Below are 26505 nucleotides of genomic sequence, written 5' to 3' on the forward strand. Positions count from 1 at the left end.
TGGGGAAACCTGCCGAAGACCTGCGCGGCGGGCGGCTGGGGAGCCGCTCGTCGGCAGACGAGCCGATCAGGAGAGGTACGAGACGTGACCGAGCCGACGAGGGCCCCGCTGCCGCACGATTTCCATCCGGAGGTTCCGGCGTTCACCTTGGTGAGCGACGATCTCGCGCCGGGGGCCGTGCTGGGTGACGCTCAGGTGCTTGCGGCCGGGAACACTTCGCCGCAGCTGCGGTGGGACGGGTTCCCGGAGGGCACCAAGAGCTTCGCCGTGACGTGTTTCGACCCGGACGCGCCGACAGGGAGCGGATTCTGGCACTGGGTGCTCTTCGACATTCCGGCGTCGGTGACCGAGTTGCCGGCCGGTGCGGGCAGCGGGGCGTTCGCGGGGCTGCCGGAGGGGGCCGTGCAGGCCCGTAACGACTACGGGTCGAAGGACTTCGGCGGTGCCGCGCCGCCGGCCGGGGAGAACCACCGCTATGTGTTCACCGTGTACGCGGTGGACACCGAGAAGCTCGGGATCGACAGTGACGCGTCGCCCGCCGTGGTCGGGTTCAACCTCCGGTTCCACACGCTGGGGCGTGCTCAGCTGATCGGTGAGTACGAGGCTCCTGTCAGCGATTAGTTCGTTTGCTGTTTGCCCTGCTCTGGTCTTGGAGAGATCAGAGCAGGGCATTTTTTATTGCGTTGTCCATCGCGGCCTGCCCAGCCAGAGTTGATCCGGGCCTGCCAGGGGGCGGGCGGCACACGGGAGGTGGGCAGGATGCGTGACACGCTGGTTCTCAATGCGAGCTTCGAGCCGCTGTCGACAGTGACGCTCAACCGTGCGGTGGTCCTGATCCTGACGGACAAGGCCGTCGTCGAGCAGTCGCATCCCGAGCTCCGTATGCGTGGTGCCGCCGTGGATATTCCGGCGCCCCGGGTGATCAGGCTCTGCCGGTATGTACGGGTGCCGTTCCGAAGACAGGCCCCGTGGTCCAGGAGGGGCGTGCTCGTGCGGGACCAGTACCGGTGCGCGTACTGCGGGCGGCGGGCGTCCACCGTCGACCATGTGGTGCCGCGTGCCCAGGGCGGGCAGGACACCTGGCTGAACACGGTGGCCTCCTGCGCCGAGGACAACCACCGCAAGGCGGCCCGGACGCCGCAGCAGGCGGGGATGCCGCTGCTGAAGCAGCCGTTCGTCCCCTCCCCCGCCGAGGCGATGCTGCTGGCGATGGGCGCAGGTGACCGGGCGGCACTTCCCGAGTGGCTGGACCGGGCAGCGGTGGCGTAGCGCGCGGAGGTTCCGCGCGGCTGCGTGGGGCCGTGGCGTGATCGACGTACGCCGTGTGCGGTTGGTGTGGGCCCGTCCCTGTGGGGCGGGCCCACGTATGTCAGCGGAGCAGCAGCTGGACGATGGCCACCGTGCCGACGGCGACGATGAGGGCGCGCAGGACGGTGGGGCTGAGGCGGCGGCCGACCTTGGCGCCTATCTGGCCGCCGATGGCCGAGCCGACGGCGATCAGGAGGACGGCCGTCCAGTCGAAGTGCGCGACGAAGAGGAAGAACAGCGCGGCGATGCTGTTGACGACGGCGGCCAGGACGTTCTTGACGGCGTTGAGGCGCTGCATGGTGTCGTCGAGCAGCATGCCCATCAGGGAGAGGTAGATGATCCCCTGGGCGGCGGTGAAGTAGCCGCCGTAGACGCTGGCGAGCATCAGTCCGACGAAGAGGAGCGGGCCGCCGTCGGGGCGAGCGGTGGTGCCGGTGTGTTCGCGGCTGCGCTGTACGGCTTTGCTGATGCGGGGTTGCAGGATCACCAGGACCAGGGCGAGCGCGACCAGGACCGGGACGATCGTCTCAAAGGCAGTCGAGGGCAGGGCGAGCAGGAGGGTCGCCCCGGTGAGGCCGCCGACGGCCGCGCCGGCGCTCAGTTTGAGGACGCGTCGGCGTTGCCCGGCCAGTTCCTTGCGGTAGCCGATGGCTCCGCTGATGGAGCCGGGGATGAGGCCCAGTGCGTTGGACACGGTCGCGGTGACCGGCGGGAGGCCGGTGGCGAGCAGGACGGGGAAGGTGATCAGGGTGCCCGAGCCGACGATCGTGTTGATCGTGCCCGCACCGACTCCGGCCGCGAAGACCGCGAGTATTTCCCAGATGGACAAGGCCATCTCCTTCGATGGTCAGTGACGCCTCCCCGCCATGAAGGTCGAGGGGCCTCACTGATCATGCACGAAGGGGTCGGGGTGTCAGTGGACCGGGGGTTCTTCGCGTCGTTCCACCGCGGGGGCACCGGAGTTGCCGTTGCCGCCGTTGCTTCCGTTGCCGCCGGTGTTGAAGCCGGGCATGCCGCCGCCGAGGTTCCCGAAGGCTCCGCTGAGGCCCTTGAGAGCGTCGCCGATCTCGCTGGGTACGATCCACAGCTTGTTGGCGTCGCCCTCGGCGATCTTCGGGAGCATCTGGAGGTACTGGTACGAGAGCAGCTTCTGGTCCGGGTCTCCGGCGTGGATGGACTCGAACACCGTCCGGATGGCCTGGGCTTCACCTTCGGCGCGCAGGGCGGCGGCCTTGGCCTCGCCTTCGGCGCGCAGGATCGCGGACTGCTTCTCGCCTTCGGCGGTGAGGATCTGGGACTGCCGGATGCCCTCGGCGGTGAGGATCGCGGCGCGCTTGTCGCGGTCGGCGCGCATCTGCTTCTCCATCGAGTCCTGGATGGAGGTCGGCGGCTCGATCGCCTTGAGCTCGACGCGGTTGACGCGGATGCCCCACTTGCCGGTCGCCTCGTCGAGGACGCCGCGCAGGGCGGCGTTGATCTCCTCGCGGGAGGTGAGGGTGCGCTCCAGGTCCATGCCGCCGATGATGTTGCGGAGGGTGGTGACGGTGAGCTGCTCGATCGCCTGGATGTAGCTGGCGACTTCGTAGGTGGCGGCTCGTGCGTCGGTCACCTGGTAGTAGATGACGGTGTCGATGTTGACGACCAGGTTGTCCTGGGTGATCACCGGCTGCGGCGGGAAGGGCACGACCTGTTCACGGAGGTCGATCCGGTTGCGGATCGAGTCGATGAACGGGACGACGATGTTCAGGCCCGCGTTCAGGGTGCGGGTGTAGCGGCCGAAGCGCTCCACGATGGCGGCACTGGCCTGCGGGATGACCTGGATCGTCTTGATCAGGGCGATGAAGACGAGCACCACCAGAATGATCAGGACGATGATGATCGGTTGCATCGTGTCTCTCGTGTCCTTCGGTTGATCAACATGATCGACTTCGAGTCTCGCAGAACTCGGGCCGCCTCGTGGGTCGTTCGGTCACATGGCAGCTCGGTCACATGACGACGGCCGTCGCCCCGTCGATGTCGACGACGTCGACCTGGCGGCCGGGTTCAAAGACCTGTTCGTCGTCGAGCGAGCGGGCCGACCAGACCTCGCCGGCGAGCTTGACGCGGCCGCCGGAGCCGGATACACGCTCCAGCACGACTGCCTGACGCCCCTTCAGGGCGTCGATGCCGCTTGCCTGACCGGCCTGTCCGGCCCGGTGTCTCGCGGCGATCGGGCGCACGACGGCGATCAGTGCGACCGACACCACGACGAAGACCAGCACTTGGGCGACGACTGCGCCCCCGAGGGCGGCGATGACCGATGAGGCCAACGCTCCGACGGCGAACATGCCGAATTCGGGCATCGCGGTCAGGACGAGGGGAATACCCAGTCCCACCGCGCCGATCAGCCACCACACCCATGCGTCGATATCCACATGGTCATCGTAGGACTGTCGGACCGTCACCGACAGGGCGCACGGGTGGCCAACTGCGGTGAGGCGGTGGCCGGGTGGGATGAGCGGGGTGGGTGGAGTGGGTTACGGGGTGATCAGGTACTCAGGTCAGGGGGAGGCCGTGGGCGGTGTAACGGTCGCCGGTGTGCTCGACGATGAGCGGCAGGCCGAAGCAGCGCGAGAGGTTGCGGGAGCTGAGCTCGGTCTCCATCGGACCCGCCGCGAGGATCTTGCCCTGGCGGATCATCAGGACGTGGGTGAACCCGGGTGCGATCTCCTCGACATGGTGGGTCACCATGATCATGGAGGGGGCGAACGGGTCGCGGGCGAGGCGGCCGAGGCGGCGGACGAGGTCCTCGCGGCCGCCGAGGTCGAGTCCGGCGGCGGGCTCGTCGAGGAGCAGCAGCTCGGGGTCGGTCATCATGGCGCGGGCGATGAGCGTGCGCTTGCGCTCACCTTCGGAGAGCGTGCCGAACTTGCGGTCCAGGTACTCGGTCATGCCGAGGCGGTCCAGGAAGGCGCGGGCGCGCTCCTCGTCGACGGCCTCGTAGTTCTCGTGCCAGGTGGCGGTCATGCCGTACGCGGCGGTGAGGACCGTCTGCAGCACGGTCTGGCGCTTGGGCAGCTTGTCGGCCATCGCGATGCCCGCCATGCCGATCCGGGGGCGCAGCTCGAAGACGTCGGTGCCGACGCCGCCCAGCTGCTCACCGAGGACGGTGGCCGTTCCCCTGCTGGGGAAGAGGTAGCTGGACGCGAGGTTGAGGAGGGTCGTCTTGCCGGCCCCGTTGGGGCCCAGGATGACCCAGCGCTCCCCCTCCTTGACCGACCAGGAGACGTCGTCCACCAGAGCGCGTCCGTCGCGGACCACGGATACGTCCACCAGCTCCAGTACATCGCTCATGAGCGCGTTGTCTCCCCATGCAGTCTCGTCGATCGTCGCGTGCCGGTGGGCACGGCTCCCAGGGAAAACCTACGCCACCGCGCGAGCGGTCCGGGCGTGAGGTCCGTACCCCGTGCATCGGCCGGGCGTTCCCTAGGCTGTCTCCATGCTTGTCGAACCACGTTCAGGGTTGTTGGCCGCCTGGGGAAACGCGCTTCTCGCGGGACTTGTCTCGCCGGACGAAGCCGCCCTCGCGATTGTCGGGGAGGACGCGGTGCACCGCGTCGAGGGGCTGCCGGGTGAGGCGGGTCCGGTCGGGCTCACGCTGGCGCTCGGCCGGTTGCGGGGGCTGGGGGCGACCGGTTTCCGTGTCGCACTGCCGGCGCCGGGGCATCCGCTGGGGCTGAGCGGTCCGCCCGACTTCAATGCGCGTGCGCTGGAGGCGGAGGAGGCGGTGGTCGCGTACGGGGTGCCGTACGGGCTGGTGCCGGAGGTAAGCGAAGTGGGGCCGGAGGGGGACCTGCACGTCGAGGTGGTGTGGCGGGTGCTGCCGGTACGGGAGGCGCCGCCGGCGGATGTCCCGTCGCTGGGCGAAGCGGAGCGGGAGCTGGCCGAGGCGTTGCGGGATGCGACGGCGGTGCTCTCCCGGCTGGACGTGGCCGGGTCCGGGCCGGTGGCGGAGGCGGCGGTGGACGCGTACCGGGCGCGAACGGAGCGGGGGCGGGTGCGCGATGTGCTGGCGCCCGGGTATCCGCCGCGGGCGGCGCGGGTGCTGGAGATGGCGCAGCGGGTGGGGCTGCTGGTCTCGGTGGCGTACGAGAACGGGCACGGTGGTGCGGTGAGCGCGTCGGAGATCGCGGCGCGGGGGGAGGCGTTGCGGCCGGTGGAGCGGGTGGCTCGGCGGGCTCAGGTGGCGGCGTACAACGCGTATGTGGAGGGCGGGGAGGTTCGGCGGTAGGCCCGCGGGCGCTTGCCCTCTGCGCCCCCTGTCTTCATGCGCCGGACGGCCTGGGGCGCGGTTGGGCTGGCCGCCCGTTGCGCTCGGGGGCCCGGGGCGGGGTTCCGTCCTCGAACGACGGACGGGCTGGAGCGGGGTGCCGAACCCGTGGCACCGGGTGGAGCGGGTACCGGGACGGTTGGGGTGGGGCGAGGGGCGGTACGGCGAAAGCCGGACGGGCCCTTGGGGATGGAAGGGTGTCCGGCTTTCGGGGGTGGAGCTTGGGTCAGTGGTTCAGGCCGAGGTTGCCGAAGGCCGGGTTGAGCAGGCCGACCACGTTGACGGTGTTGCCGACCACGTTGACCGGGATGGCGACCGGGACCTGGGCCAGGTTGCCGCTGGCGACGCCCGGGGAGTGGGTGGCCAGGCCGTGGGCGTCGGCGCCGCTGTGGACCGTGGCGGAGGCAGCACCGGCACCGGCGGCGATGAGCCCACCGGCGATCATCGTGACGGCAGCGGCCTTCTTCAGGTTCTTCACTTCAGGTTCCTCCTAGAGAGGCTGCGGCAAGCCGCCGCAGCACGCCCTGGAGAACGCCGTGCGGCCCGGAAGGATGCGCCGTACGGGTGACATACACCCGACAGTATGAATCTCGGTCCGGGTGGGAACCCGGTCGGACCGTCGGCCGCCCGGCGCGCTTCAGCCCGCGGCTCCGTGGCGTACCGCCCACAGCGCGGCCTGGGTCCGGTCCGCCAGATCGAGCTTCATCAGGATGTTCGAGACGTGGGTCTTGACCGTCTTCTCGGAGAGGACGAGTGCGCGAGCGATCTCACGGTTCGAACGTCCGTCCGCAATGAGGCTGAGGACTTCGCGCTCCCGTTCGGTCAGGGTGCTCCCCCGGCCCGTCCCGGTGCCCGTGTTGTCGTCGGCGAGGAGCGCGCCGGCGACCTCCGGCTGGAGAAGAACGTGACCCGCGTGGACCGAGCGGATCGCCCCGGCCAGGGCGTCCGGATCGACGTCCTTGTAGACGTAACCGGAGGCTCCGGCGCGCAGTGCGGGGACCACCGTGCGCTGTTCGGTGAAGCTCGTGACGATGAGCACCTTGGCCGGGTTGTCGAGCTCGCGCAGCCGACGCAGGGCCTCGATGCCGTCGGTGCCCGGCATCTTGATGTCCATCAGGACCACGTCGGGGCGGAGCTCCTCGGTCCTGGCGACTCCCTCCGCACCGTCGGACGCCTCCCCGACGACCTCTATGTCGTCCTGGATCTCCAGGAACGTACGCAGGCCACGGCGGACCACCTGGTGGTCGTCGACCAGCAGCACCCTGATGATCTTGTCAGCCACCGGGGACCTCCATCTCGATCGTGGCGCCCTTGCCGGGCTCCGAGGCAACGGTGAGTCGGCCGCCGACGCTGCTCGCCCGGTGGCGCATGGAGACGAGGCCGAGGTGGCGGCCCGCCCGCCGGACAGCGGTGGGGTCGAACCCCCGGCCGTCGTCGGTGACGCGCAGGACGGTCGCGGGGCCGTGCCGGGCCAGGGTGACGCTCACTCGTTCCGCGCCGGAGTGGCGCAGGGCGTTGTGCAGGGCCTCCTGGGCGACCCGGAGCAGCGCCTCCTCCTGGGCGGCGGGCAGCGCGCGCACCCCGCAGCTCTCGAAGGCGACCTCGGCGGTGTGCGCCCGGTCCAGGACCTGGATCTGGGTGCGGAGTGTGGCGATGAGCCCGTCCTCGTCGAGCGCGGCGGGGCGCAGCTCCACGACCGCGGCCCGTAGCTCGTCGACCGCTTCGGCGGCGAGGACGGCGACCTGCTGGAGCTCGCCCTTGGCGCGGGCCGGGTCGCGGTCGACGAGGGCGGTGGCGGCCTGGGCGGTGAGGCGGAGCGAGAACAGCTTCTGGCTGACCGCGTCGTGCAGCTCGTGGGCGAGGCGAGAGCGTTCCTCGGCGATGGTCAGCTCGCGGCTGCGCTCGTAGAGGCGGGCGTTGGTCAGGGCGATGGCCGCGTGCTGGGCGAGGATCGAGAGGAGTTCCTCGTCCTCGGCGGTGAAGCCGCAGCCGCCGTCGGGCTTGGGGCACTGCTTGTTGGCGAGGAACAGGGCGCCGATGATCTCGTCGCCGTCCGTGATGGGCAGGCCGAGGAAGTCGGACATGTCGGGGTGGGCGTCGGGCCAGCCCTCGAAGCGGGGGTCCTCGCGGACGTCGGCGAGGCGTTCGGGCTTCGCCTGGTGCAGCATCGCGGCGAGGATGCCGTGCTGCCGGGGCAGGGGGCCGATGGCCTTCCACTGCTCGTCGCTGACCCCGTCGACCACGAACTGGGCGAAGCCCCCGTGGTCGTCCGGGACGCCGAGGGCCGCGTACTGGGCGTCGAGCAGCTCGCGGGCGGAGGCGACGATCGTCTTGAGGACGTCGCCCACTTCGAGGTGCCGGCTCATGGCGAGCAGCGCGGCACTCACCGCGGCGAGGCCCGACGGTGGGCGATGACTCATGGGATCACCGTACCGGCGGGGGCCGCGCGGCCGTATCGGGCGGGGGCGGTGACGGACGGGCGGGAGGCCTAGGGCCCGGGCCACCGGTCTCCTCGGGCGAAGGTCCTAGGACTTGAGGACCCCATGGGCCGTGGCCGCCCGGGGCCTGCGTCGACGTGCCGGGTACGGGTGCGGGTGCGGATGCAGCTCGCGGGCGAGGCGCGGCGGGCGGCGCGCTTCCTGCGGTGAAGCCGCCGGGGTCCTCCCGGCGGACGCCGAGGAGCGAACGGAGGAGACGGTCACGATGCCGGTGGCGGTGATCACGGGCGGTTCGAAGGGGCTGGGGCGCACGCCGGCCGGGGCGCCGGCGGCGCGGAAGCCGGGATCTGGTGCTCGACGCACGGGACGCCGGGGTTCGGGAGGACACAGCGCGGGAGCGCGCCGAAGTACGGGAGGGCACAGCGCGGGAGCTGGGCGCGGAAGCGAGTCGGCTGTCACCAGGCGCGGACCGGAGCGACGGCACACACGCCCGCCCGCGTCGGCATCCTGCCTGGCCTTGAGCTGGGGCATCGCGCCGAGCCACGGCCAGCCCTGCCGGACGGTCCGCTCCCGCTGACCTTCCCGCCCACCCCTGCTTGGCGGCGCTCCAGGGGCGGCACCTCTGGCACGAGTTCGGGGTGTCCACCTCGTCCTGCCGGATGAGGAACATAACGCTCCGGATTGCTTCAGCAACGAGTGGTGAGACTGTTACCTCGCCGATGTGAGCCCGGGCATAGGGCCCACGTCACTTACGAACGTCCCTAGTTGACACATAAGCGCGTTTTGGGCCAGCACGAGCTGGGGTTATTTCGGGCGAACGGGACCCCCTCCGAGCACCCACTCCACTACTCGCCTTCGTACGTCACACCTTTGCCACAGCATTTTGCGGCCGCTAAGAATTGCCCTCGTCCCCGACGGAGGTACGCGCCACCACCTCCGGTCTCGTCCTCCGTGAGGACACCTGAGCATTCGAAGAGGTATCCCTGCATGTCCGCGAACCGCATTCCCAGTCGTCTTCGTCGTCTGAACAAGGTCCAGAAGATCTCCGTGGCCGGTGTGTCGGCCCTGGGCGTCGCCGCCCTGACCTTCTCGCTCGTCCCGTCGAACGCCGAGGCCGAGATTGCTCCGCAGGCAGCAGCCGCCGCTGCGCCCGTGGCTCTCACCGCCGCCGCGGGTTCCGCACAGGCCAAGACCGTGCAGAACAGCATGATCGAGCAGCACTCCACCGCTGAGCAGCTGGTGAAGGCCGCCGACGCCGCCAAGGCGAAGGCCGCCGCCGAGACCAAGGCCGCCGCTGCCAAGGCCAAGGCCGCGTCCCAGGCGAAGGCCAAGGCCGCTGCCGCCGCCAAGGCCAAGGCCGCCCAGGCCAAGGCCGACGCGAAGAAGCGCGAGTCCGAGGCCGCCAGCCGCTCCACCGCGCGCAAGCCCGTCTACGCCAACAACCTCGACGGCTGGATCCGCGAAGCCATGGCGATCATGAAGAAGGAAGGCATCCCGGGCTCCTACGACGGGATCCACCGCAACATCATGCGGGAGTCCAGCGGTAACCGCTGGGCCATCAACAACTGGGACATCAACGCCCGCAACGGCGTCCCCTCCAAGGGCCTGCTCCAGGTGATCCAGCCGACCTTCGACCGCTACCACGTGGCGGGCACCAAGAAGGACCTGTACGACCCGGTCGCCAACATCGTCGCGGCCTGCAACTACGCGGCCGACCGCTACGGCTCCATGGACAACGTGAACGGCGCGTACTGATCCCAGCAGCACTCAGGCCGCAGTACACATGCCGGAGGGCGGCACCCCGCGGGGTGCCGCCCTCCGGCATGTCGCGACCGGTACTACTTGCGCATGACCTCGGGCTCGTGGCGGCGCAGCAGGCGTGCCACCGCGATGCCGCAGATCACGCCGAGCGCGAGCAGGACGGTGATGTTGATGCCCCACTGGCTCGCGGTGTGCTCCCACAGCGGGTCGAGATCGGTGGGGTTCTTCGGGTCCCACGGCGGCATCAGGTGCGCCAGGTCCAGCGTGGTACCGGCCGCGGCCATCGCCCAGCGGGACGGCATCAGCCAGGCGAACTGCTCCAGGCCCGGCGATCCGTACACCTGGAAGAGCACGCCGGTGAAGACGACCTGGATGATCGCGAACATGACCAGCAGCGGCATGGTCTTCTCGGCGGTCTTCACCAGCGAGGAGATGACCAGGCCGAACATCATCGAGGTGAAGCCCAGCACGATGATCGAGAGGCAGATCTCGACGGCCGGGGGCATGATCAGGCCCTCCGCCGGGAGATCGCGGGTGGCGAAGCCGATGCCGCAGATGATCACGCCCTGGAAGGCGGTGATCACGCCGAGGACGATCACCTTGGACATCAGGTACGCGGAGCGGGACAGGCCGGTGGCCCGCTCCCGTTCGTAGATGACCCGTTCCTTGATCAGCTCTCGTACGGAGTTGGCGGCGCCGGAGAAGCACATGCCGACCGCGAGGATCAGCATGATCGTGCCGGCCTTGCCGTTGAACCGGGACGGCGGGGTGGGCTCGGCTAGACCGAACTCCGCCGGGATGACCACGCTGACCACGCCCAGCACCGCGGGCAGGATCAGCATCAGACCCATGAAGCCCTTGTCGGACGCGATGACGGAGGAGTACCTCCGGATCAGCGTCCACAGCTGAGCCATCCAGCCCTGCGGCTTCGGCGGGCGCATCTGCTGCGGGGGCGGCATGTTGACCGGCTGGGCCGCGACCGCGTCGATGTCGGCGGCGTACATCTGGTAGTGCTGCGAACCGCGCCAGCGGCCCGCCCAGTCGTAGTCGCGGTAGTTCTCGAAGGCGGAGAAGACGTCGGCCCAGCTGGTGTAGCCGAAGAAGTTCAGCGCTTCCTCCGGCGGACCGAAGTAGGCGACGGAACCGCCGGGCGCCATCACGAGGAGCTTGTCGCAGATCGCCAGCTCGGCGACCGAGTGCGTGACCACGAGCACCGTGCGGCCGTCGTCGGCGAGGCCGCGCAGCAGCTGCATGACGTCGCGGTCCATGCCCGGGTCGAGGCCGGAGGTCGGCTCGTCCAGGAAGATCAGCGAGGGCTTGGTGAGCAGCTCCAAGGCGACCGAGACGCGCTTGCGCTGGCCGCCGGAGAGCGAGGTGATCTTCTTGTCCTTGTGGATGTCGAGCTTGAGCTCGGCGAGGACCTCGGTGATCCGGGACTGGCGCTCGGCCTCGGTGGTGTCCGCGGGGAAGCGGAGCTTGGCCGCGTACTTGAGGGCCTTGGTGACGGTCAGTTCCTTGTGCAGGATGTCGTCCTGCGGGACCAGACCGATGCGCTGGCGCAGCTCGGCGAACTGCTTGTACAGGTTTCGGTTGTCGTAGAGGACGTCCCCCTGGTTGGCGGGCCGGTAGCCGGTGAGCGCCTTGAGCAGGGTGGACTTTCCGGAGCCGGAGGGGCCGATGACCGCGATCAGCGACTTCTCCGGGACGCCGAAGGAGACGTCCTTCAGGATCTGCTTCCCGCCGTCGACCGTCACCGTGAGGTGGCGGGCGGAGAAGGAGACCTCACCGGTGTCTACGAACTCTTCCAGCCGGTCCCCGACCAACCGGAACGTCGAGTGACCGACGCCGACGATGTCGTTCGGGCCGATGAGCGCCGAGCCGGACTTCTGGAGCGGCAGACCGTTGACGTACGTGCCGTTGTGCGAGCCGAGGTCGCGGATCTCGAAGCGGCCGTCGGGCGTCGCGTGGAACTCAGCGTGGTTGCGGGAGACCTGGAGGTCGGAGACGACCAGCTCGTTCTCCAGCGCACGACCGATGCGCATGACCCGGCCGAGGGCCAGCTGGTGGAACGTGGTCGGGCTGCGGTCACCGTAGACCGGCGGCGCGCCCGCGGCGGCGCCCTGTCCCGGTCCGCCCGGATGCGCCGGGTTCTGCTGATGCGGCACCTGCTGGTGCTGGGCCTGGTGGGCCGGGGGCTGCTGGTGCGGCACCTGCTGCTGAGGCGCCTGCGGCTGCTGCCAGGCCTGCTGCTGGGGCGGGGCCTGGTGGGCCGGGGGCTGCTGGTGTCCGGGCCAGCCCGCGCCGCCGCCCTGGGGCTGCTGGTGCGGAGCCTGCTGGGCGCCGGCACCCTGGCCGCCGCCGACACCCGCGCCCGCGGCGGCCGTGAGGCTCACCCGGGGGCCGTCGGTGGCGTTGCCCAGGTGCAGCACGGAGCCGGGGCCGATTTCCACCTGTTGAATCCGCTGGCCCTGCACATAGGTGCCGTTGGTGCTGCCGTGGTCCTCGATGGACCAACTGCGGCCGTTCCAGCTGATCGTGGCGTGCCGCCACGACACCCTGGCGTCGTCGATCGTCAGGTCGCCCTGCGGATCACGTCCGAGGGTGTACGGCCTGGACGGATCGAGCGTCCAGGTGCTGCCATTCAATTCCAGTACGAGTTCCGGCACTCCGCGCCCCACTAGTTGTCCCCCGTGTTACCCCCGTCGCAGGGAGTCTAGGGATGCTGAACATCGTGGGGAACTATTCCAGGGTCGGCCCCCGATCCGAAAGTCGGGAGGGTGAAGACCGCGCGGAGGCCTGCTCAGAGGCTCCGGTCCCGGCAGGAAAACCACCCCGGAACGGGAGAAGAACGAATGAAGGTGCTCTTACCGCCTGATGAAGCTTCAGTGACTTCATAACGGGCCATACGGGACACCCGGAGCGGCCGAACGCAAGACCTGTACCGGCCAGATCTGCGGGGTCCGCGCGTCCCCGGGCGCGTATCCCTGTGTCCTCGGGCGCGAATCCCCCTGTTCCTTGGGCGCGCATCCCGTCGCTTTCGGGCGCGTATACCTCCCGACTGCCGCACGCGGAGCCTCACGGTTTTCCGTCCGGCACTCGGGACAGGCAGCCGGGGAGGGCGGCCGGACCGATACGGTGGGAACCACCATGAGCGCATCTCAGCCACCTCAGCCACCCGCGTCACCTCAGCCCCTCCCGGGCAGCGACGCACCCACCCTGCTCGTCAAGATCTTCGGCAAGGACCGGCCCGGGATCACCGCCGGGCTCTTCGACACCCTCGCCGCGTACGCGGTCGACGTCGTGGACATCGAGCAGGTCGTCACCCGTGGCCGCATCGTGCTGTGCGCCCTGGTCACCGCGCCCGTCGCGGGCGGGACGACCGAGGGCGACCTGCGGGCGACCGTGCACAGCTGGGCCGACTCCCTGAAGCTCCAGGCCGAGATCATCTCGGGTATCGGCGACAACCGCCCCCGCGGGGACGGCCGTTCCCACGTGACCGTGCTGGGGCACCCGCTCACCGCCGAGTCGACCGCCGCCATAGCGGCCACGATCACCTCGACCGGCGGGAACATCGACCGTATCTTCCGGCTGGCGAAGTACCCGGTCACCGCCGTCGAGTTCGCGGTGTCGGGGACCGGGACCGGGGAGCTGCGGACCGCGCTGGCGACCGAGGCCGCGGAGATCGGTGTGGACGTCGCGGTGGTCTCGGCCGGGCTGAGCCGCCGGGCCCAGCGCCTGGTGGTCATGGACGTCGACTCCACGCTGATCCAGGACGAGGTGATCGAGCTCTTCGCGGCGCACGCGGGCTGCGAGGACAAGGTCGCCGAGGTGACCGAGCAGGCGATGCGCGGCGAGCTGGACTTCGAGCAGTCGCTGCACGCCCGGGTCGCACTGCTGGCGGGCCTGGACGTCTCGGTGGTGGACAAGGTCCGCGCCGAGGTACGGCTCACCCCCGGCGCCCGCACCCTGATCCGTACGCTGAAGCGGCTCGGGTACCAAGTGGGCGTCGTCTCCGGCGGGTTCACCCAGGTCACGGATGACCTGAAGGAACGGCTCGGCCTCGACTTCGCCTCCGCCAACACCCTGGAGGTGGTGGACGGCAAGCTCACCGGACGGGTCGTCGGCGATGTCGTGGACCGGGCGGGCAAAGCCCGGCTGCTGCGCAGCTTCGCCGAGCAGGCGGGGGTTCCGCTGGCGCAGACGGTGGCCATCGGGGACGGGGCGAACGACCTCGACATGCTGAACACCGCCGGGCTCGGCGTGGCGTTCAACGCCAAGCCGGTGGTCCGCGAGGCGGCGCACACCGCGGTGAACGTGCCGTTCCTGGACACCGTGCTCTATCTGCTCGGCATCACCCGCGAAGAGGTCGAGGCGGCGGACGGCCTCGTCGACTGACGCCCACGGGCCTGCGGGCTCCACGGGCGTGCGGGCTCACAGGCTCAGGCATGCAGGCTTACGGGAAGAGGCCCCGGCACCGAGGAGGTGCCGGGGCCCTGTGCGCGGTCGCGACCGCGTGCGTTCCCGCTGCTCAGCCGTTCGGTGTCCAGTACTCCGTGAGCTTGCCGGCCCCGTGCTCCACGCTCTTCCAGGAGCCGGGGAACTCCACCACGGCGTAGGCCGCCGTCGGGAATCCGTCCCGGGTCATCCTGGCCAGGGTGTCGCCCTCGGCCGATCCGGAGAGGGCGTCGGCGGCTCCGTGCATCCCCGGGTTGTGGCCGATGACCAGCAGGTTACGGACGTCGTCCGGGGTCTCGTTGAACAGGGCGATCAGGTCGCCGAGGGAGGCCTCGTACAGCCTCTCCTCGTAGACGGTCCGGGGGCGCTGGGTGAATTCATGCACCGCCAGCTTCCAGGTCTCCCGCGTCCTGACTGCGCTGGAACAGAGGGCCAGATCGAAATCGATGCCGGAGTCGGCGAGCCTGCGGCCGGCCACGGGCGCGTCCTTGCGGCCGCGCTCGGCCAGTGGACGCTCATGATCGGAAGCCTGTGACCATTCCGCCTTGGCATGCCGGAGAAGGACGATCCTGCGAGGTGTCTCGACGCTCATACACCTCAGCTTCGCATGAAATGCGGCCTGTGGCGCAGGGTGTTGACGTGCTCGTCCGGGGAGTTGACGCGCTGGTCCGGGGGCCTGGGGGTGCCTTCGCCTCAGCGGGCGAGCAAGTGGAACGTGTGCTCGATCAGCTGTCCGAGCGCGGGGGCGCTCGTGGCGGCGTGGGCCTGTCCGGGGTTGATGATCATCAGGAGGAGGGCGGCGAACGCGACGGCGGGCAGGGCGACGGCCCACCAGGGCAGCCGGACCTCGACGCCGTCCGCGGCAGGCCGGGGGGACCTTGGGTGCGTCGGTGTCGCCATGTCCGCCTCCGTGGGGCTTCGGGTCGTCGGTCGTTACCGAAGAACCTACGGTTCGGAGGCAGGCGGTCCCATCCGGTGACCCACCCACTTCACCCTGACCCTGGCCCCCTAGGGGACGGTGGGGCTGGCCCCACCCCCGCCCGGGGGACGTCACCTCCTGACACCAGGAGGTGACGTCAGGGGGAGGCGATCGCGGCGATCACACCGATGACCACGGTCACGAGAATCATCGCCCCGAACACGAGGAGAAGCTTCTTCTGGCCGTTCTGAGGATTCGGATCGAGCACTGGCATGGGGCCAGTCTCGCATCTCAGCACTCGTTCTCGATCGTCCGGTCCCGGCCGGCCAGGATTCCGGCCGCCATCTGGGGAATCATCAGGCCCGCCATCAGGGCGATCGGCAGCCCCCAGCCGCCACTGTGCTGGTAGAGCACGCCAACGAGAAGCGGGCCCGGAATCGAGAGCAGATAGCCGGTGGACTGGGCGAAGGCCGACAGCCGGACCACGCCCGCGCCGGTCCGCGCCCGCATGCCGATCATCGTGAGGGCCAGTGGGAAGGCGCAGTTGGCCACGCCGAGGAGCAGCGCCCAGGCCCAGGCCCCGGCGGCCGGGGCGAGGTAGAGGCCTCCGTAACCGATCAGGCCGCACAGGCCGAGGACGACGACGATGGGGCCCTGCTGCTTGAGCCGGGAGGCGACGCGGGGGATGACGAAGGCGAGCGGGACACCCATCGCCATGGTGACCGCGAGCAGGACGCCCGCCGTGCCCGCGGAGACCCCGGCGTCGCGGAAGATCTGCGGCATCCAGCCCATGGTGATGTACGCGGCGGTGGCCTGGAGCCCGAAGAAGAAGGCGAGGCCCCAGGCGGTCCGGCTGCGGGTGATCCGAAGCGCGGGCGCCTCGGCGGGGCGGATGCCGGATGCCCCGGTGGGGACGGTGGCAGGCCTGTCGGCGCGGCGGGTGCCGGGCGCCCCCGCCAAACGGTCTCCGGTCGCCCCGGGTACCCCCGCCGGGCGGTTTCCGGGCTGGCCGGGTGCGGGGGTGCGGTCGCGTACGAGGACGATCCAGGGCAGGACCGCGAGGGCGGCGAGCACGGCCCAGATCGCCAGGCCGGACTGCCAGTCGCCGCCGAGTGCGCCGGTGAGCGGGACGGTGACGGCGGCGGCCAGGGCGGTACCGAGGGCCAGGGCCATGGAGTACAGGCCGGTCATGGTGCCGACGCGGTCGGGGAACCAGCGCTTGACGATCACCGGCATCAGGATGTTGCTGACGGCGATGCCCATGAGGGCCAGCGCGCTGGCGGCCAGGAATCCGGCGGTGGAGCCGGCGTACGGACGGATCACCAGACCGGCCGCGATGGCCGCCATGCCCGCGCAGACGACGGTGCCCGCGCCGAAGCGGCGGGCGAGGCGCGGCGCCATGACCCCGAAGACCGCGAAGCAGAGCGGCGGTACGGAGGTGAGGACACCGGCCACGCTGCCGCTCATGTGCAGCCCCTCGCGGACCTCTTCGAGGAGGGCGCCGAGGCTGGTGATGGCGGGGCGGAGGTTCAGGGCGGCCAGGACGAGTCCCACGGCGATCAGGCGCAGCAGCCAGGGCGCGGGGGCCTCGCCCGTACCGGGGAGCCGCGGGGCGCGGGGGTCGTGGGGTGTGCGTGCGGCGGGGCCGCGGCTCAGGGTCGGGGTCTGTGTCTCGTCCGGCATGGAGTCATCATAGAATCATGGGATGATTGATTGTCCAATCCCGCCGATCCTCCGGATCCCCCGGCTCCCCTGAGAGAATCCGGCCCGGACCTGACAGCTCATGAGCAAGGAGCACCATGGCTCTGACGTCTCCACGGCGTTCGGCACTCTCCGACCAGGTGATCGCCCAGTTGCGGAACCAGATCACCTCGGGCGAGTGGCCGGTCGGCTCGCGGATCCCGACCGAGCCCGAGCTGGTCGAGCAGCTGGGCGTGGCTCGCAACACCGTGCGCGAGGCCGTGCGGGCCCTCGCGCACAACGGGCTGCTCGACATCCGGCAGGGGTCGGGCACCTATGTGATCGCCACGAGCGAGCTGGCCGGGGTGATGCACCGCCGCTTCGCGGCCGCCGACCCCCGTCACATCGCGGAGCTCCGCTCGACGCTGGAGTCGTCGGCGGCACGGCTGGCGGCCGCCCGGCGCACCGAGCGGGATCTGCGGCAGCTGGACACGCTGATGGTGCGGCGCGAGGAGGCCTGGGCCTCGGGCGACGCGGAGGCGTTCGTCGCGGCCGACGCGACGCTGCACCTGGCGGTCGTCGCCGCCTCGCACAACGACGTACTGACGGAGCTCTACGCGGACCTGGGGGATCTGCTGCGCGACTATCTGCGCGGCGACGTGGGTCCTGAGCTGCGGCCGGAGAACCACATGGACCACGCCCGGCTGGTCGAGGCGATCCGGGCCGGGGACGCGGAGACGGCGGCGGCCGAGGCGGCGGGCCACGCGCTGAACTGCCTCGCGGACCGGGTGTAGCCCGCCCGGGCCCTCACAGCGGGGCCGGGCGGTGGCTGACCCAGGCCGCCGCGACCTCCTTCCAGCAGCGGTCCTCCAGCCGTACGGTCCGGCCGGGCTCCACCGCGACCGCCGCGCCGTCCGCGTCCACGTCCCACCAGCGCTCGCACTCGGTGTGCAGCTGGACCAGGTCGGTGGAGGGGTAGGGGTTGTGGCAGTACGCGACGACCCGGGAGCCCTTGATGGACGTACGGCACTCGGAGCCGGCCGGTTCGGGCTTCGGGGGCGCCTCTCCCGTACCGGAGTCAGCCGTACCGGAGTCGGCGCCGCGGGCGGCGTGGACTCCCAGCGGTACGGCGAGGGCCGCGACGGCGACCGATGCGGCCAGCAGGAGACGGGTTCGGCGACGCGTGGGGCGCACAGCGATCTCCCTCCCGCAGCCTGACAAGAAGTCCGGTTCCTCCACATTCTGCGGTGGATCGGTCGGCTTTTCGACCTGAGCGGCGGCGGGGCCACGCACCGTAACGGCCTCCGGCCGCGTACCGCCCCGGGAAAGCCGGGGAGGGTACGCGGCCGGAGGCCGAGGACCGGGGTTCCGTACAGGTCGGGTGACCAGAGGTTCCGTACGGGTCAGGCGCCCATCATGTGCACGCCGCTGTCGACGTGGATGATCTCGCCCGTCGTGCGCGGGAAGAAGTCGGAGAGCAGGGCGACGATGCTGCGGCCGGCCGGCTCCGGGTCGTTCATGTCCCAGGCGAGCGGAGCACGGGTGTTCCAGACGTCGGCCAGCTCCTCGAAGCCCGGGATGGACTTGGCGGCCATGGAGCGGAGCGGTCCGGCGGAGATCAGGTTGCAGCGCAGCCCGTCCTTGCCCAGGTCACGGGCGAGGTAGCGGGAGGTGGCCTCCAGGGCGGCCTTCGCCGGGCCCATCCAGTCGTACTGCGGCCAGGCGTACTGGGCGTCGAAGGTGAGGCCGACGATCGAGCCGCCCTCGCTCATCAGCGGCTTGCAGGCCATGGCCAGCGACTTCAGCGAGAACGCCGAGACGTGCATCGCGGTGGCGACCGACTCGAACGGCGTGTTGAGGAAGTTGCCGCCGAGCGCGTCCTGCGGCGCGAAGCCGATGGAGTGGACGACGCCGTCCAGGGAGCCGAGCTCCTCGCGCACCAGACCGGCCAGCCGGTCCAGGTGCTCCTGGTTGGTGACGTCGAGCTCGATGACCTTGGCCGGCTTCGGCAGCTTCTTGGCGATGCGCTCGGTCAGGGTGGGGCGGGGGAAGGCCGTGAGGATGACCTCGGCACCCTGCTCCTGGGCCACCTTCGCGGCGTGGAACGCGATGGACGACTCCATCAGCACCCCGGTGATCAGGATGCGCTTGCCGTCGAGAATTCCGCTCATGGTGATCAGTGACCCATGCCCAATCCGCCGTCAACGGGAATGACGGCTCCAGTGATGTACGACGCGTCGTCGGAGGCGAGGAAGCGCACCGCGGCGGCGATCTCCTCGGGCTGCGCGTAGCGGCCGAGCGGCACCTGGGACACGATGCCCTTGCGCTGCTCCTCGGTGAGCGCCTGGGTCATGTCGGTGTCGACAAAACCGGGGGCGACGACGTTGAAGGTGATGTTCCGCGAACCGAGTTCACGGGCCAGCGACCGGGCGAAGCCGACGAGCCCGGCCTTGGAGGCCGCGTAGTTGGCCTGACCGGCGGAGCCGAGGAGGCCGACGACGGAGGAGATGAGGACGACACGGCCCTTCTTGGCGCGCAGCATCGCACGGTTGGCGCGCTTGACGACGCGGAAGGTGCCGGTGAGGTTGGTGTCGAGGACGGAGGTGAAGTCCTCCTCCGACATCCGCATCAGCAACTGGTCCTTGGTGATACCGGCGTTGGCGACCAGCACCTCCACGGGACCGTGCTTGTCCTCGATCTCCTTGTAGGCCTGCTCCACCTGCTCTGCGTCGGTGATGTCGCAGCGGACCGCGAGGACACCGGCCTCGGTGAGGGCTTGGGGAGGCTCCCCGGAGCGGTAGGTGATCGCGACCTGGTCGCCGTTGTCGGCGAAGGCGCGGGCGATGGCGAGGCCGATGCCCCGGTTTCCTCCGGTGACGAGAACCGAGCGGCTCAACGGATCACCCTTTCCTTGGCGGTCTGGTACGTCGAAAACCTATCGGTACCGTGTGCCGATCGGGGAATCGGGCCCTGACAGTGGCTTGTCCGGGGGGCTGTGGGGTTCCTACAGTCCGCACTGTTGCGTGCTGGGCCCACGCAGTCGCGATATCCCCCGGTGTGGTCACCCTCCGGCATGGTTCACTGCCGTGGTGTATCGAGAAGGGAACTCCCTGTGCCCCACGAGGTAGATCAGTCATTCCTGGCCCTCCCGTCGCGCGCCCTCGCCGATGCGGCGCTCGCCCGGGCGCGAGCACTCGGCGCCACCCATGCCGACTTCCGCCTGGAGCGGGTACGCAGTGCCTCCTGGCGGCTGCGGGACGCCCGGCCGGCCGGCGCGTCGGACAGCACGGATCTCGGGTACGCGGTGCGGGTGGTGCACGGCGGGGCCTGGGGGTTCGCCTCGGGCGTCGACCTGACGATGGACGCGGCCGCGAAGGTGGCCTCGCAGGCCGTGTCGATGGCCAAGCTGTCGGCGAAGGTGATCACCGCCGCGGGCTCCGACGAGCGTGTGGAACTGGCTGACGAGCCGGTGCACGGCGAGCGGACCTGGGTCTCCGCGTACGACGTCGATCCCTTCTCCGTACCGGACGAGGAGAAGGCGGCGCTGCTCGCGGAGTGGAGTGGGCGGCTGCTGGGTGCGGAGGGCGTCGCGCATGTGGACGCGTCCCTGATGACCGTGCACGAGAACAAGTTCTACGCGGACACGGCGGGCACCGTCACCACGCAGCAACGAGTGCGCATCCACCCGCAGTTCACCGCCGTCGCGGTGGACGGCACGACCGGTGAGTTCGAGCGGACACGGCGGGCACCGTCACCACGCAGCAACGAGTGCGCATCCACCCGCAGTTCACCGCCGTCGCGGTGGACGGCACGACCGGTGAGTTCGATTCGATGCGGACCATCGCCCCGCCGGCCGGGCGCGGCTGGGAGTATCTGACCGGCACCGGCTGGGACTGGAACGCCGAGCTGGAGCAGATCCCCGGGCTGCTGGCCGAGAAGATGCGCGCACCGAGCGTCGAGGCGGGCGACTACGACCTGGTCGTCGACCCGTCGAACCTCTGGCTGACCATCCACGAGTCGATCGGCCACGCCACCGAACTGGACCGGGCGCTGGGGTACGAGGCGGCGTACGCCGGGACCTCGTTCGCCACCTTCGACCAGCTGGGCAAGCTGGCGTACGGCTCCCCCGTGATGAACGTGACGGGCGACCGCACTGCCGAGCACGGGCTCGCGACCATCGGTTACGACGACGAGGGCGTCGAGGCGCAGTCCTGGGACCTGGTCAAGGACGGCACCCTGGTCGGCTACCAGCTGGACCGCCGGATCGCGAAGCTCACGGGGCTCGGCCGCTCCAACGGCTGCGCGTACGCGGACTCGCCGGGCCATGTCCCCGTACAGCGCATGGCGAACGTGTCGCTCCAGCCGGACCCGGGCGGGCTGTCCACGGAGGATCTGATCGGCGGGGTGGAGCGCGGGATCTACGTGGTCGGCGACCGGTCCTGGTCGATCGACATGCAGCGCTACAACTTCCAGTTCACCGGGCAGCGGTTCTTCCGGATCGAGAACGGCCGTCTCGCCGGGCAGCTGCGCGATGTGGCGTACCAGGCGACGACCACGGACTTCTGGGGCTCGATGGAGAAGGTCGGCGGCCCCCAGACATACGTCCTGGGCGGCGCGTTCAACTGCGGCAAGGCCCAGCCGGGCCAGGTCGCGGCGGTCTCGCACGGCTGCCCCTCCGCCCTCTTCCGGGGCGTCAACATCCTCAACACGACGCAGGAGGCCGGACGATGAGCGGCGACCACGGAACCGGCTGGGGGCCCGGGGGTCGTCCCCCGGGTCAGCACAGTCTCAACACGACGCAGGAGACCGGACGATGAGCCGCGTCAGCAAGCCCTACGAGATCGTCGAGCGGGCCCTTGAGCTGTCCACCACGGACGGCCTGGTGGTCATCGCCGACGAGCACTCCTCCGCCAATCTGCGCTGGGCGGGCAACGCGCTCACCACGAACGGGGTGACCCGGGGGCGGACCCTGACCGTCATCGCGACCGTCGACGGGGCCGAGGGCACGGCGTCCGGTGTCGTCTCCCGGTCCGCCGTGACCGCCGACGACCTGGAGCCGCTGGTGCGGGCCGCCGAGGCCGCCGCGCGGGGTGCGGGTCCGGCCGAGGACGCGCAGCCGCTGGTCAGCGGGGTGCCCGCCTCCCCCGACTTCACGGACGCGCCCGCCGAGACCGGCTCGGAGGTCTTCGCGGACTTCGCCCCGGCGCTCGGCGACGCCTTCGCCCGGGCCCGCTCGGGCGGCCGCGAGCTTTACGGGTTCGCGAACCATGAGCTGACCTCCACCTACGTCGGCACGTCGACGGGGCTGCGGCTGCGCCACGACCAGCCGAACGGGACGCTGGAGCTGAACGCGAAGTCGCCGGACCGGGTGCGTTCCGCGTGGGCTGGCCGGGCGACCCGGGACTTCAAGGACGTCGATCCGGCGGCGATGGACGCGGAGCTGGCGCAGCGGCTGCGCTGGGCGGAGCGGCGCATCGACCTGCCCGCCGGGCGGTACGAGACGCTGCTGCCGCCGACGGCCGTCGCGGATCTGCTGATCTACCAGCTGTGGTCCTCGACCGCGCGGGACGCGGTGGAGGGCCGGACGGTGTTCTCCACGCCGGGCGGCGGTACGCGGCTGGGCGAGACGCTCGCTCCGCTCCCCCTCACCCTGCGCAGCGACCCGTACGCGCCGGGCCTGGAGTCGGCTCCCTTCGTGATCGCCCACTCCTCCGGCGACAGCGGTTCCGTCTTCGACAACGGGCTGCCGCTGGCCCCGACGGAGTGGGTGCGGGAAGGAAAGCTGGCGCGGCTCACGACGACCCGGCACACGGCGGGCCTCACCGGGCTGCCGGTCAACCCGGCCATCGACAACCTGCTGCTGGAGGGCGGTGGCGAGCGGTCGCTGGAGGAGATGGTGGCCGCGACGACCGGGCGGGCGCTGCTGCTGACCTGTCTCTGGTACATCCGCGAGGTGGACCCGGCGACGCTGCTGCTCACCGGGCTGACCCGGGACGGCGTCTATCTGGTGGAGGACGGCGAGGTGGTCGGCGAGGTGAACAACTTCCGGTTCAACGAGTCGCCGGTGGACCTGCTGTCGCGGGCGTCGGAGGCGGGGCGTACGGAGAGGACGCTGCCGCGTGAGTGGGGCGACTGGTTCACCCGGGCCGCGATGCCCGCGCTGCGCATCCCCGACTTCAACATGAGCTCGGTCAGCCCGGGCGTGTGACCCGCCTAGACTGACACCTGGATTTCTACCATTCATAAGGAGCACCGGAACCGTGACGGACATCGTCGACGAGCTGAAGTGGCGCGGGCTGTTCGCCCAGTCCACTGACGAGGACGCATTGCGCAAGGCTCTCGCGGACGGTCCCGTCACCTTCTATTGCGGCTTCGACCCGACCGCGGCGAGTCTCCACGTGGGGCACCTGGTGCAGGTGCTCACCATGCGGCGGCTCCAGCAGGCCGGGCTGAAGCCCCTCGCGCTGGTCGGCGGGGCCACGGGGCAGATCGGTGACCCGCGCCCCACCGCCGAGCGCACGCTGAACGACCCGGAGACCATCGCCGCCTGGGTGCAGCGGCTGCGGGGGCAGATCGAGCCCTTCCTCACCTTCGAGGGCCCGAACGCGGCGACGATGGTCAACAACCTGGACTGGACCGCGGGCATGTCCGCGATCGAGTTCCTGCGGGACATCGGGAAGCACTTCCGGGTCAACAAGATGCTCACCAAGGACTCGGTCGCCCGGCGGCTGGAGTCGCAGGAGGGCATCAGCTACACCGAGTTCAGCTACCAGCTGCTCCAGGGCATGGACTTCCTGGAGCTGTACCGCCGGTATGGCTGCACCCTCCAGCAGGGCGGCAGCGACCAGTGGGGCAACCTCACCGCGGGCATCGACCTGATCCACCGGCTTGAGCCGGGCGCCACCGTGCACGCGCTGGCGACGCCGCTGATGACGAAGGCGGACGGGACGAAGTTCGGCAAGTCCGAGAGCGGCGCGGTCTGGCTCGACCCGGAGATGACCACTCCGTACGCGTTCTACCAGTTCTGGCTGAACGTGGACGACCGGGACGTCTCGCGCTACCTGCGCATCCTCAGCTTCAAGAGCCGTGCGGAGCTGGAGGAGCTGGAGCAGCTGACCGAGGAGCGGCCGCAGGCCCGCTCGGCGCAGCGCGCGCTGGCCGAGGAGCTGACGACGCTGGTGCACGGCGGTGCGCAGTGCGCGGCCGTGATCGCGGCGTCGAAGGCGCTGTTCGGGCAGGGCGACCTGGCCGAGCTGGACGAGGCGACGCTGAGCGCGGCCCTGTCCGAGGTGCCGCACGCCAAGGTCGCCGAGCTGGCGCCGCTGGTGGACCTCCTGGTGGAGGTCGGTCTCGCGCCGAGCAAGTCGGGGGCCCGCCGGACGGTCAAGGAGGGCGGTGCCTACGTGAACAACGTGAAGGTCGCCGACGGTGAGGTCGCGCCGGACGCCGGGGAGCTGCTGCACGGGCGCTGGCTGGTGCTGCGCCGGGGCAAGAAGAACCTGGCGGCGGTGGAGGTCCGCCCGGCGGGCTGACCCTCCGGGCACCGTACACACAGCGCCGCGGCCGGACACTTTCTCGTGTGTCCGGCCGCGGCGCTGTGGCATCGGAGCCCGGCTGGGCCGTCGTGCGGGGCGGTCTCCGGCACGTGGGTCGCCGACCGGCCCTCACGGGACGTCCGTCATCCTCCCTGCGCCTTGATGTGGTCGAGGACCTCGTTGAAGTCCTTGGTAGGTGAGAAGTCGATGTACTCGCAGTCTTCGAGCGCCACCGGGGCGTGTCCGGGCGGCCAGTAGAACGCCTCACCCGCCTCGTAGAGATCGTCGCCGTGGGGCGTCCGCATCTTCAGCCGGCCCTTGAAGAGATAACCCCAGTGCGGGCACGGGCAGAGGTCGTCGGCCAGTCCCTTGAGAGCGGGACCCATGTCGGTGCCCTCGGGAAACCTCACAAAGGCGACGGACAGGTCTCCACCGACATCCTGAACGCGCAACTCCACTCCGTCACCTTCAATGACGACAGGAGCGTCCTTTCGTGTCGTCGCTGTCATGGCTCCTCCTTGCTCACCTGTTGAGGAGACAGCAAGAACTTCCTCCCACCAGTCTGGGCCCGGCAACGGCACACGGCGAGCCCGGTACCCGGCCCGGGGGACGGCGGCAGAGCGCGCGCATGACAGCGCCGCGGCCGGACACGCCTTCTCGCGTGACCGGCCGCGGCGTTTCCGATGACCTCTGCGGGTCAGGTTCTCTGTTGCTTGTTGCCCCGGAGCGCCTGCCAGGCCATGTCACCGATGGCGACGACCGCCACAGCGCCCGCCAGCTGAAGCAGGTGACGGATCCAGTCGATGCCCCTGGTGTCCTCGACACCGATCCAGCCGGCCACGGCGTTGCCGAGGATGCTGCCGATGATGCCGAACACGGCCGTCAGCCAGAGCGGGATGTCCTGCTTGCCCGGCAGGATGGCTCTGGCGATGACGCCGAGCACCAATCCCACGATGATTGCCCACAACCAGCTCATTTCGCCTCCTCGTGCGGCGCGGTGTGCGCGTCCGCCCAGTCTTGGGCCGCCTCCGGCCGGGCGCATGCGGGGCAGGGCCGTACGGGGGGTGTCCCCCATTCGGGCCCCCGTCCGCGGCAGCGGGGGCCCGCCCCGGTCGCTCGCCCGGCCGGGGCCCGGCGTACCGTGGATGCGGGCCGGTCCGGGGGCGTCCGGCGACGAGATCTGGTGGTGGAGCGATGCTGCGGAAGAACGACGATGCCGAGGTCTTCCGGATCACCGGCGCACGTCAGGGGCTGGCGGACGACGTCCGCGGCAGACAGCGGCGCTATGTGATCTCGATGTCGGTGCGCACGGTGTCGGTGGTGCTGGCGGCGGTGCTGTGGAACGTCGAGCGGCATGTGGCGATCGTGGCGCTGGTGCTGGGCGTGCTGCTGCCGTACGTGGCGGTGGTCATCGCCAACGCGGGCCGGGAGAACGCGCCTTCGCTGCCGACGACGTTCGTCCCGATGCCGATGCGGCCCGCCGTGGAGGCGGCTCCGGCGGCCGGCCGGGCGGAGTCCGCAGGTCCCAAGGACGCGGGCGGGCGGGTCCCGCCGCCCAAGGAGCACAGCTGAGCCCGTATATCCCGGGAAGCTCAGGAAAAGCTCAGATCAATCATGACGTTCCGGTGCACCGCACCCCGGTCCCCGTGACATACTGCGAGTGCGCTCCGCATCCCCCGTCGGAGCGACGGACCGACGCCGGGCAGCTCCCCCCGTGGCTGCTCGGCGTCGCCCTTTCTCCGGCCGGGGATGCGTCAGCAAGCTCGTGGAGCACCTGACTTCCTGACCTAAGGGCTGTCCCGCGATCCCTGGCGGGCGCGCGACAGCCCTTAGGCTGGACGGCGTGATCTTTTCCGAGACGTCCGCCGAGAGTCCCACCGGTGCCCCGATCTGCTCCGCCAAGGCCTGCCGGGCCGCCGCTGTGTGGGTGCTCGCCTGGAACAACCCCAAGCTGCACACGCCCGAGCGGCGCAAGACCTGGCTGGCCTGCGACGAGCACCGGGAGCACTTGTCGCAGTTCCTGGGCGTACGCGGGTTCCTCAAGGACGTCGTGGCGCTGAAGGACTGGGAGTCCGGGGACGGCGCCCAGGGCGGCTGAGC

27 protein-coding genes and 1 pseudogene are annotated in these 26505 nt (G+C 70.4%); 11 read left to right on the forward strand and 17 right to left on the reverse strand.

Translation table 11 applies throughout. From position 1 onward, the window contains the following. The first annotated feature begins 84 nt into the window (after positions 1-84). On the forward strand, positions 85-621 hold the full coding sequence (locus tag RI138_RS05400) for a YbhB/YbcL family Raf kinase inhibitor-like protein (RefSeq protein WP_311118975.1): 537 nt from the start codon (positions 85-87) through the stop codon (positions 619-621). 138 nt (positions 622-759) lie between these two features. Further along, the gene (locus RI138_RS05405) at positions 760-1269 is read left to right on the forward strand and encodes an HNH endonuclease (protein WP_096628244.1); all 510 of its coding nucleotides are present in this window, start codon (positions 760-762) and stop codon (positions 1267-1269) included. A 100-nt stretch (positions 1270-1369) separates the two neighbouring features. Here the strand turns inward: RI138_RS05405 and RI138_RS05410 are convergent, their stop codons facing one another. The 4 genes from RI138_RS05410 to RI138_RS05425 all read right to left on the reverse strand — a co-directional run bounded on the left by RI138_RS05410 (position 1370) and on the right by RI138_RS05425 (position 4641). Then, the gene (locus RI138_RS05410) at positions 1370-2137 is read right to left on the reverse strand and encodes a sulfite exporter TauE/SafE family protein (RefSeq protein WP_311118976.1); all 768 of its coding nucleotides are present in this window, start codon (positions 2135-2137) and stop codon (positions 1370-1372) included. Between the two features lie 84 nt (positions 2138-2221). Beyond that, entirely contained in the window at positions 2222-3196 is a 975-nt protein-coding gene (locus RI138_RS05415; RefSeq protein WP_096628242.1) for an SPFH domain-containing protein, read from the reverse strand. Positions 3197-3293: 97 nt separating this feature from the next. Continuing rightward, positions 3294-3722: an NfeD family protein gene (locus RI138_RS05420; RefSeq protein ID WP_311118977.1), complete on the reverse strand. Its 429-nt coding sequence runs from the start codon at positions 3720-3722 to the stop codon at positions 3294-3296. Positions 3723-3843: 121 nt separating this feature from the next. Continuing rightward, on the reverse strand, positions 3844-4641 hold the full coding sequence (locus tag RI138_RS05425) for an ABC transporter ATP-binding protein (protein ID WP_096628238.1): 798 nt from the start codon (positions 4639-4641) through the stop codon (positions 3844-3846). A 145-nt stretch (positions 4642-4786) separates the two neighbouring features. On the opposite strand from RI138_RS05425, the gene RI138_RS05430 reads away from it, so the two are divergent. Continuing rightward, positions 4787-5578 carry a hypothetical protein gene (locus RI138_RS05430; protein ID WP_096628236.1) on the forward strand — a complete coding sequence of 264 codons (792 nt, stop codon included), beginning with the start codon at positions 4787-4789 and terminating at the stop codon, positions 5576-5578. Between the two features lie 265 nt (positions 5579-5843). On the opposite strand, the gene RI138_RS05435 is transcribed toward RI138_RS05430, so the two are convergent. The 3 genes from RI138_RS05435 to RI138_RS05445 form a co-directional block, all read right to left on the reverse strand. Next, complete coding sequence (locus RI138_RS05435; protein ID WP_311118978.1) at positions 5844-6095, reverse strand: chaplin; 252 nt, start codon at positions 6093-6095, stop codon at positions 5844-5846. A 159-nt stretch (positions 6096-6254) separates the two neighbouring features. After that, positions 6255-6899, reverse strand: coding sequence for a response regulator (locus RI138_RS05440; RefSeq protein ID WP_096628233.1), 645 nt, complete (start codon positions 6897-6899; stop codon positions 6255-6257). Next, on the reverse strand, positions 6892-8037 hold the full coding sequence (locus RI138_RS05445) for a GAF domain-containing sensor histidine kinase (protein WP_311118979.1): 1146 nt from the start codon (positions 8035-8037) through the stop codon (positions 6892-6894). Before RI138_RS05445 ends, RI138_RS05440 begins: the two co-directional genes overlap by 8 nt. Before the next feature lie 1005 nt (positions 8038-9042). Between RI138_RS05445 and RI138_RS05450 the strand changes: the two genes are divergently transcribed. Continuing rightward, positions 9043-9810: a transglycosylase SLT domain-containing protein gene (locus RI138_RS05450; protein ID WP_311118980.1), complete on the forward strand. Its 768-nt coding sequence runs from the start codon at positions 9043-9045 to the stop codon at positions 9808-9810. An 83-nt stretch (positions 9811-9893) separates the two neighbouring features. On the opposite strand, the gene RI138_RS05455 is transcribed toward RI138_RS05450, so the two are convergent. Beyond that, on the reverse strand, positions 9894-12494 hold the full coding sequence (locus tag RI138_RS05455) for an ABC transporter ATP-binding protein/permease (protein WP_311118981.1): 2601 nt from the start codon (positions 12492-12494) through the stop codon (positions 9894-9896). Between the two features lie 469 nt (positions 12495-12963). Between RI138_RS05455 and serB the strand changes: the two genes are divergently transcribed. Next, positions 12964-14211 (forward strand): phosphoserine phosphatase SerB, encoded by a 1248-nt coding sequence (gene serB, locus RI138_RS05460; protein WP_096628226.1) that lies wholly within the window; start codon positions 12964-12966, stop codon positions 14209-14211. A gap of 133 nt (positions 14212-14344) precedes the next feature. On the opposite strand, the gene RI138_RS05465 is transcribed toward serB, so the two are convergent. The 4 genes from RI138_RS05465 to RI138_RS05480 form a co-directional block, all read right to left on the reverse strand. Beyond that, positions 14345-14863, reverse strand: a complete 519-nt coding sequence (locus tag RI138_RS05465; RefSeq protein WP_311118982.1) for a SixA phosphatase family protein — start codon at positions 14861-14863, stop codon at positions 14345-14347. A gap of 101 nt (positions 14864-14964) precedes the next feature. Beyond that, positions 14965-15171 (reverse strand): hypothetical protein, encoded by a 207-nt coding sequence (locus RI138_RS05470; RefSeq protein ID WP_096628223.1) that lies wholly within the window; start codon positions 15169-15171, stop codon positions 14965-14967. Between the two features lie 176 nt (positions 15172-15347). Next, positions 15348-15464 carry an SGM_5486 family transporter-associated protein gene (locus tag RI138_RS05475; protein ID WP_096628221.1) on the reverse strand — a complete coding sequence of 39 codons (117 nt, stop codon included), beginning with the start codon at positions 15462-15464 and terminating at the stop codon, positions 15348-15350. Positions 15465-15481: 17 nt separating this feature from the next. Beyond that, positions 15482-16873 (reverse strand): CynX/NimT family MFS transporter, encoded by a 1392-nt coding sequence (locus RI138_RS05480; RefSeq protein WP_311118983.1) that lies wholly within the window; start codon positions 16871-16873, stop codon positions 15482-15484. Between the two features lie 116 nt (positions 16874-16989). Here RI138_RS05480 and RI138_RS05485 point away from each other — a divergent pair, with 116 nt between their 5' ends. Continuing rightward, positions 16990-17664 (forward strand): FadR/GntR family transcriptional regulator, encoded by a 675-nt coding sequence (locus RI138_RS05485; RefSeq protein ID WP_096628217.1) that lies wholly within the window; start codon positions 16990-16992, stop codon positions 17662-17664. Positions 17665-17677: 13 nt separating this feature from the next. Here RI138_RS05485 and RI138_RS05490 read toward each other — a convergent pair whose 3' ends face one another. From RI138_RS05490 to fabG, 3 genes are all read right to left on the reverse strand, one after another. Continuing rightward, positions 17678-18064: a hypothetical protein gene (locus tag RI138_RS05490; RefSeq protein ID WP_311118984.1), complete on the reverse strand. Its 387-nt coding sequence runs from the start codon at positions 18062-18064 to the stop codon at positions 17678-17680. A gap of 209 nt (positions 18065-18273) precedes the next feature. Then, complete coding sequence (gene fabI / locus RI138_RS05495) at positions 18274-19041, reverse strand: enoyl-ACP reductase FabI (protein WP_006123573.1); 768 nt, start codon at positions 19039-19041, stop codon at positions 18274-18276. 5 nt (positions 19042-19046) lie between these two features. Further along, entirely contained in the window at positions 19047-19766 is a 720-nt protein-coding gene (fabG, locus tag RI138_RS05500; protein ID WP_096628214.1) for a 3-oxoacyl-[acyl-carrier-protein] reductase, read from the reverse strand. Between the two features lie 216 nt (positions 19767-19982). On the opposite strand from fabG, the pseudogene RI138_RS05505 reads away from it, so the two are divergent. From RI138_RS05505 to tyrS, 3 genes and pseudogenes are all read left to right on the forward strand, one after another. After that, positions 19983-21601: pseudogene (locus RI138_RS05505) on the forward strand (TldD/PmbA family protein). 82 nt (positions 21602-21683) lie between these two features. Next, a complete protein-coding gene (locus tag RI138_RS05510) occupies positions 21684-23078 on the forward strand; it encodes a metallopeptidase TldD-related protein (protein ID WP_311118985.1) in 1395 nt (464 codons plus the stop codon). Between the two features lie 52 nt (positions 23079-23130). Beyond that, positions 23131-24402 carry a tyrosine--tRNA ligase gene (gene tyrS, locus RI138_RS05515; RefSeq protein ID WP_311118986.1) on the forward strand — a complete coding sequence of 424 codons (1272 nt, stop codon included), beginning with the start codon at positions 23131-23133 and terminating at the stop codon, positions 24400-24402. A gap of 146 nt (positions 24403-24548) precedes the next feature. Here the strand turns inward: tyrS and RI138_RS05520 are convergent, their stop codons facing one another. Beyond that, positions 24549-24914, reverse strand: coding sequence for a cupin domain-containing protein (locus tag RI138_RS05520; protein WP_311118987.1), 366 nt, complete (start codon positions 24912-24914; stop codon positions 24549-24551). A gap of 188 nt (positions 24915-25102) precedes the next feature. Next, positions 25103-25381 (reverse strand): GlsB/YeaQ/YmgE family stress response membrane protein, encoded by a 279-nt coding sequence (locus RI138_RS05525; RefSeq protein WP_311118988.1) that lies wholly within the window; start codon positions 25379-25381, stop codon positions 25103-25105. A gap of 218 nt (positions 25382-25599) precedes the next feature. On the opposite strand from RI138_RS05525, the gene RI138_RS05530 reads away from it, so the two are divergent. Both RI138_RS05530 and RI138_RS05535 read left to right on the forward strand, forming a co-directional pair. Further along, on the forward strand, positions 25600-25977 hold the full coding sequence (locus tag RI138_RS05530) for a DUF3099 domain-containing protein (RefSeq protein ID WP_311118989.1): 378 nt from the start codon (positions 25600-25602) through the stop codon (positions 25975-25977). Between the two features lie 271 nt (positions 25978-26248). Beyond that, entirely contained in the window at positions 26249-26503 is a 255-nt protein-coding gene (locus RI138_RS05535) for a hypothetical protein (RefSeq protein ID WP_311118990.1), read from the forward strand. Positions 26504-26505 lie beyond the last annotated feature (2 nt).

The organism is Streptomyces durocortorensis (assembly GCF_031760065.1).
GTDB lineage: Bacteria > Actinomycetota > Actinomycetes > Streptomycetales > Streptomycetaceae > Streptomyces.

What these genes read in the sequence shown, in the direction of transcription:
- RI138_RS05405 (WP_096628244.1), top strand. Translation starts at nt 760, where the DNA reads ATGCGTGACACGCTGGTTCTCAATGCGAGCTTCGAGCCGCTGTCGACA.
- RI138_RS05415 (WP_096628242.1), bottom strand. Translation starts at nt 3,196, where the DNA reads ATGCAACCGATCATCATCGTCCTGATCATTCTGGTGGTGCTCGTCTTC.
- RI138_RS05425 (WP_096628238.1), bottom strand. Translation starts at nt 4,641, where the DNA reads ATGAGCGATGTACTGGAGCTGGTGGACGTATCCGTGGTCCGCGACGGA.
- RI138_RS05430 (WP_096628236.1), top strand. Translation starts at nt 4,787, where the DNA reads ATGCTTGTCGAACCACGTTCAGGGTTGTTGGCCGCCTGGGGAAACGCG.
- RI138_RS05445 (WP_311118979.1), bottom strand. Translation starts at nt 8,037, where the DNA reads ATGAGTCATCGCCCACCGTCGGGCCTCGCCGCGGTGAGTGCCGCGCTG.
- RI138_RS05450 (WP_311118980.1), top strand. Translation starts at nt 9,043, where the DNA reads ATGTCCGCGAACCGCATTCCCAGTCGTCTTCGTCGTCTGAACAAGGTC.
- serB (WP_096628226.1), top strand. Translation starts at nt 12,964, where the DNA reads ATGAGCGCATCTCAGCCACCTCAGCCACCCGCGTCACCTCAGCCCCTC.
- RI138_RS05465 (WP_311118982.1), bottom strand. Translation starts at nt 14,863, where the DNA reads ATGAGCGTCGAGACACCTCGCAGGATCGTCCTTCTCCGGCATGCCAAG.
- RI138_RS05470 (WP_096628223.1), bottom strand. Translation starts at nt 15,171, where the DNA reads ATGGCGACACCGACGCACCCAAGGTCCCCCCGGCCTGCCGCGGACGGC.
- RI138_RS05475 (WP_096628221.1), bottom strand. Translation starts at nt 15,464, where the DNA reads ATGCCAGTGCTCGATCCGAATCCTCAGAACGGCCAGAAGAAGCTTCTC.
- RI138_RS05480 (WP_311118983.1), bottom strand. Translation starts at nt 16,873, where the DNA reads ATGCCGGACGAGACACAGACCCCGACCCTGAGCCGCGGCCCCGCCGCA.
- RI138_RS05485 (WP_096628217.1), top strand. Translation starts at nt 16,990, where the DNA reads ATGGCTCTGACGTCTCCACGGCGTTCGGCACTCTCCGACCAGGTGATC.
- fabI (WP_006123573.1), bottom strand. Translation starts at nt 19,041, where the DNA reads ATGAGCGGAATTCTCGACGGCAAGCGCATCCTGATCACCGGGGTGCTG.
- RI138_RS05510 (WP_311118985.1), top strand. Translation starts at nt 21,684, where the DNA reads ATGAGCCGCGTCAGCAAGCCCTACGAGATCGTCGAGCGGGCCCTTGAG.
- RI138_RS05520 (WP_311118987.1), bottom strand. Translation starts at nt 24,914, where the DNA reads ATGACAGCGACGACACGAAAGGACGCTCCTGTCGTCATTGAAGGTGAC.
- RI138_RS05525 (WP_311118988.1), bottom strand. Translation starts at nt 25,381, where the DNA reads ATGAGCTGGTTGTGGGCAATCATCGTGGGATTGGTGCTCGGCGTCATC.
- RI138_RS05530 (WP_311118989.1), top strand. Translation starts at nt 25,600, where the DNA reads ATGCTGCGGAAGAACGACGATGCCGAGGTCTTCCGGATCACCGGCGCA.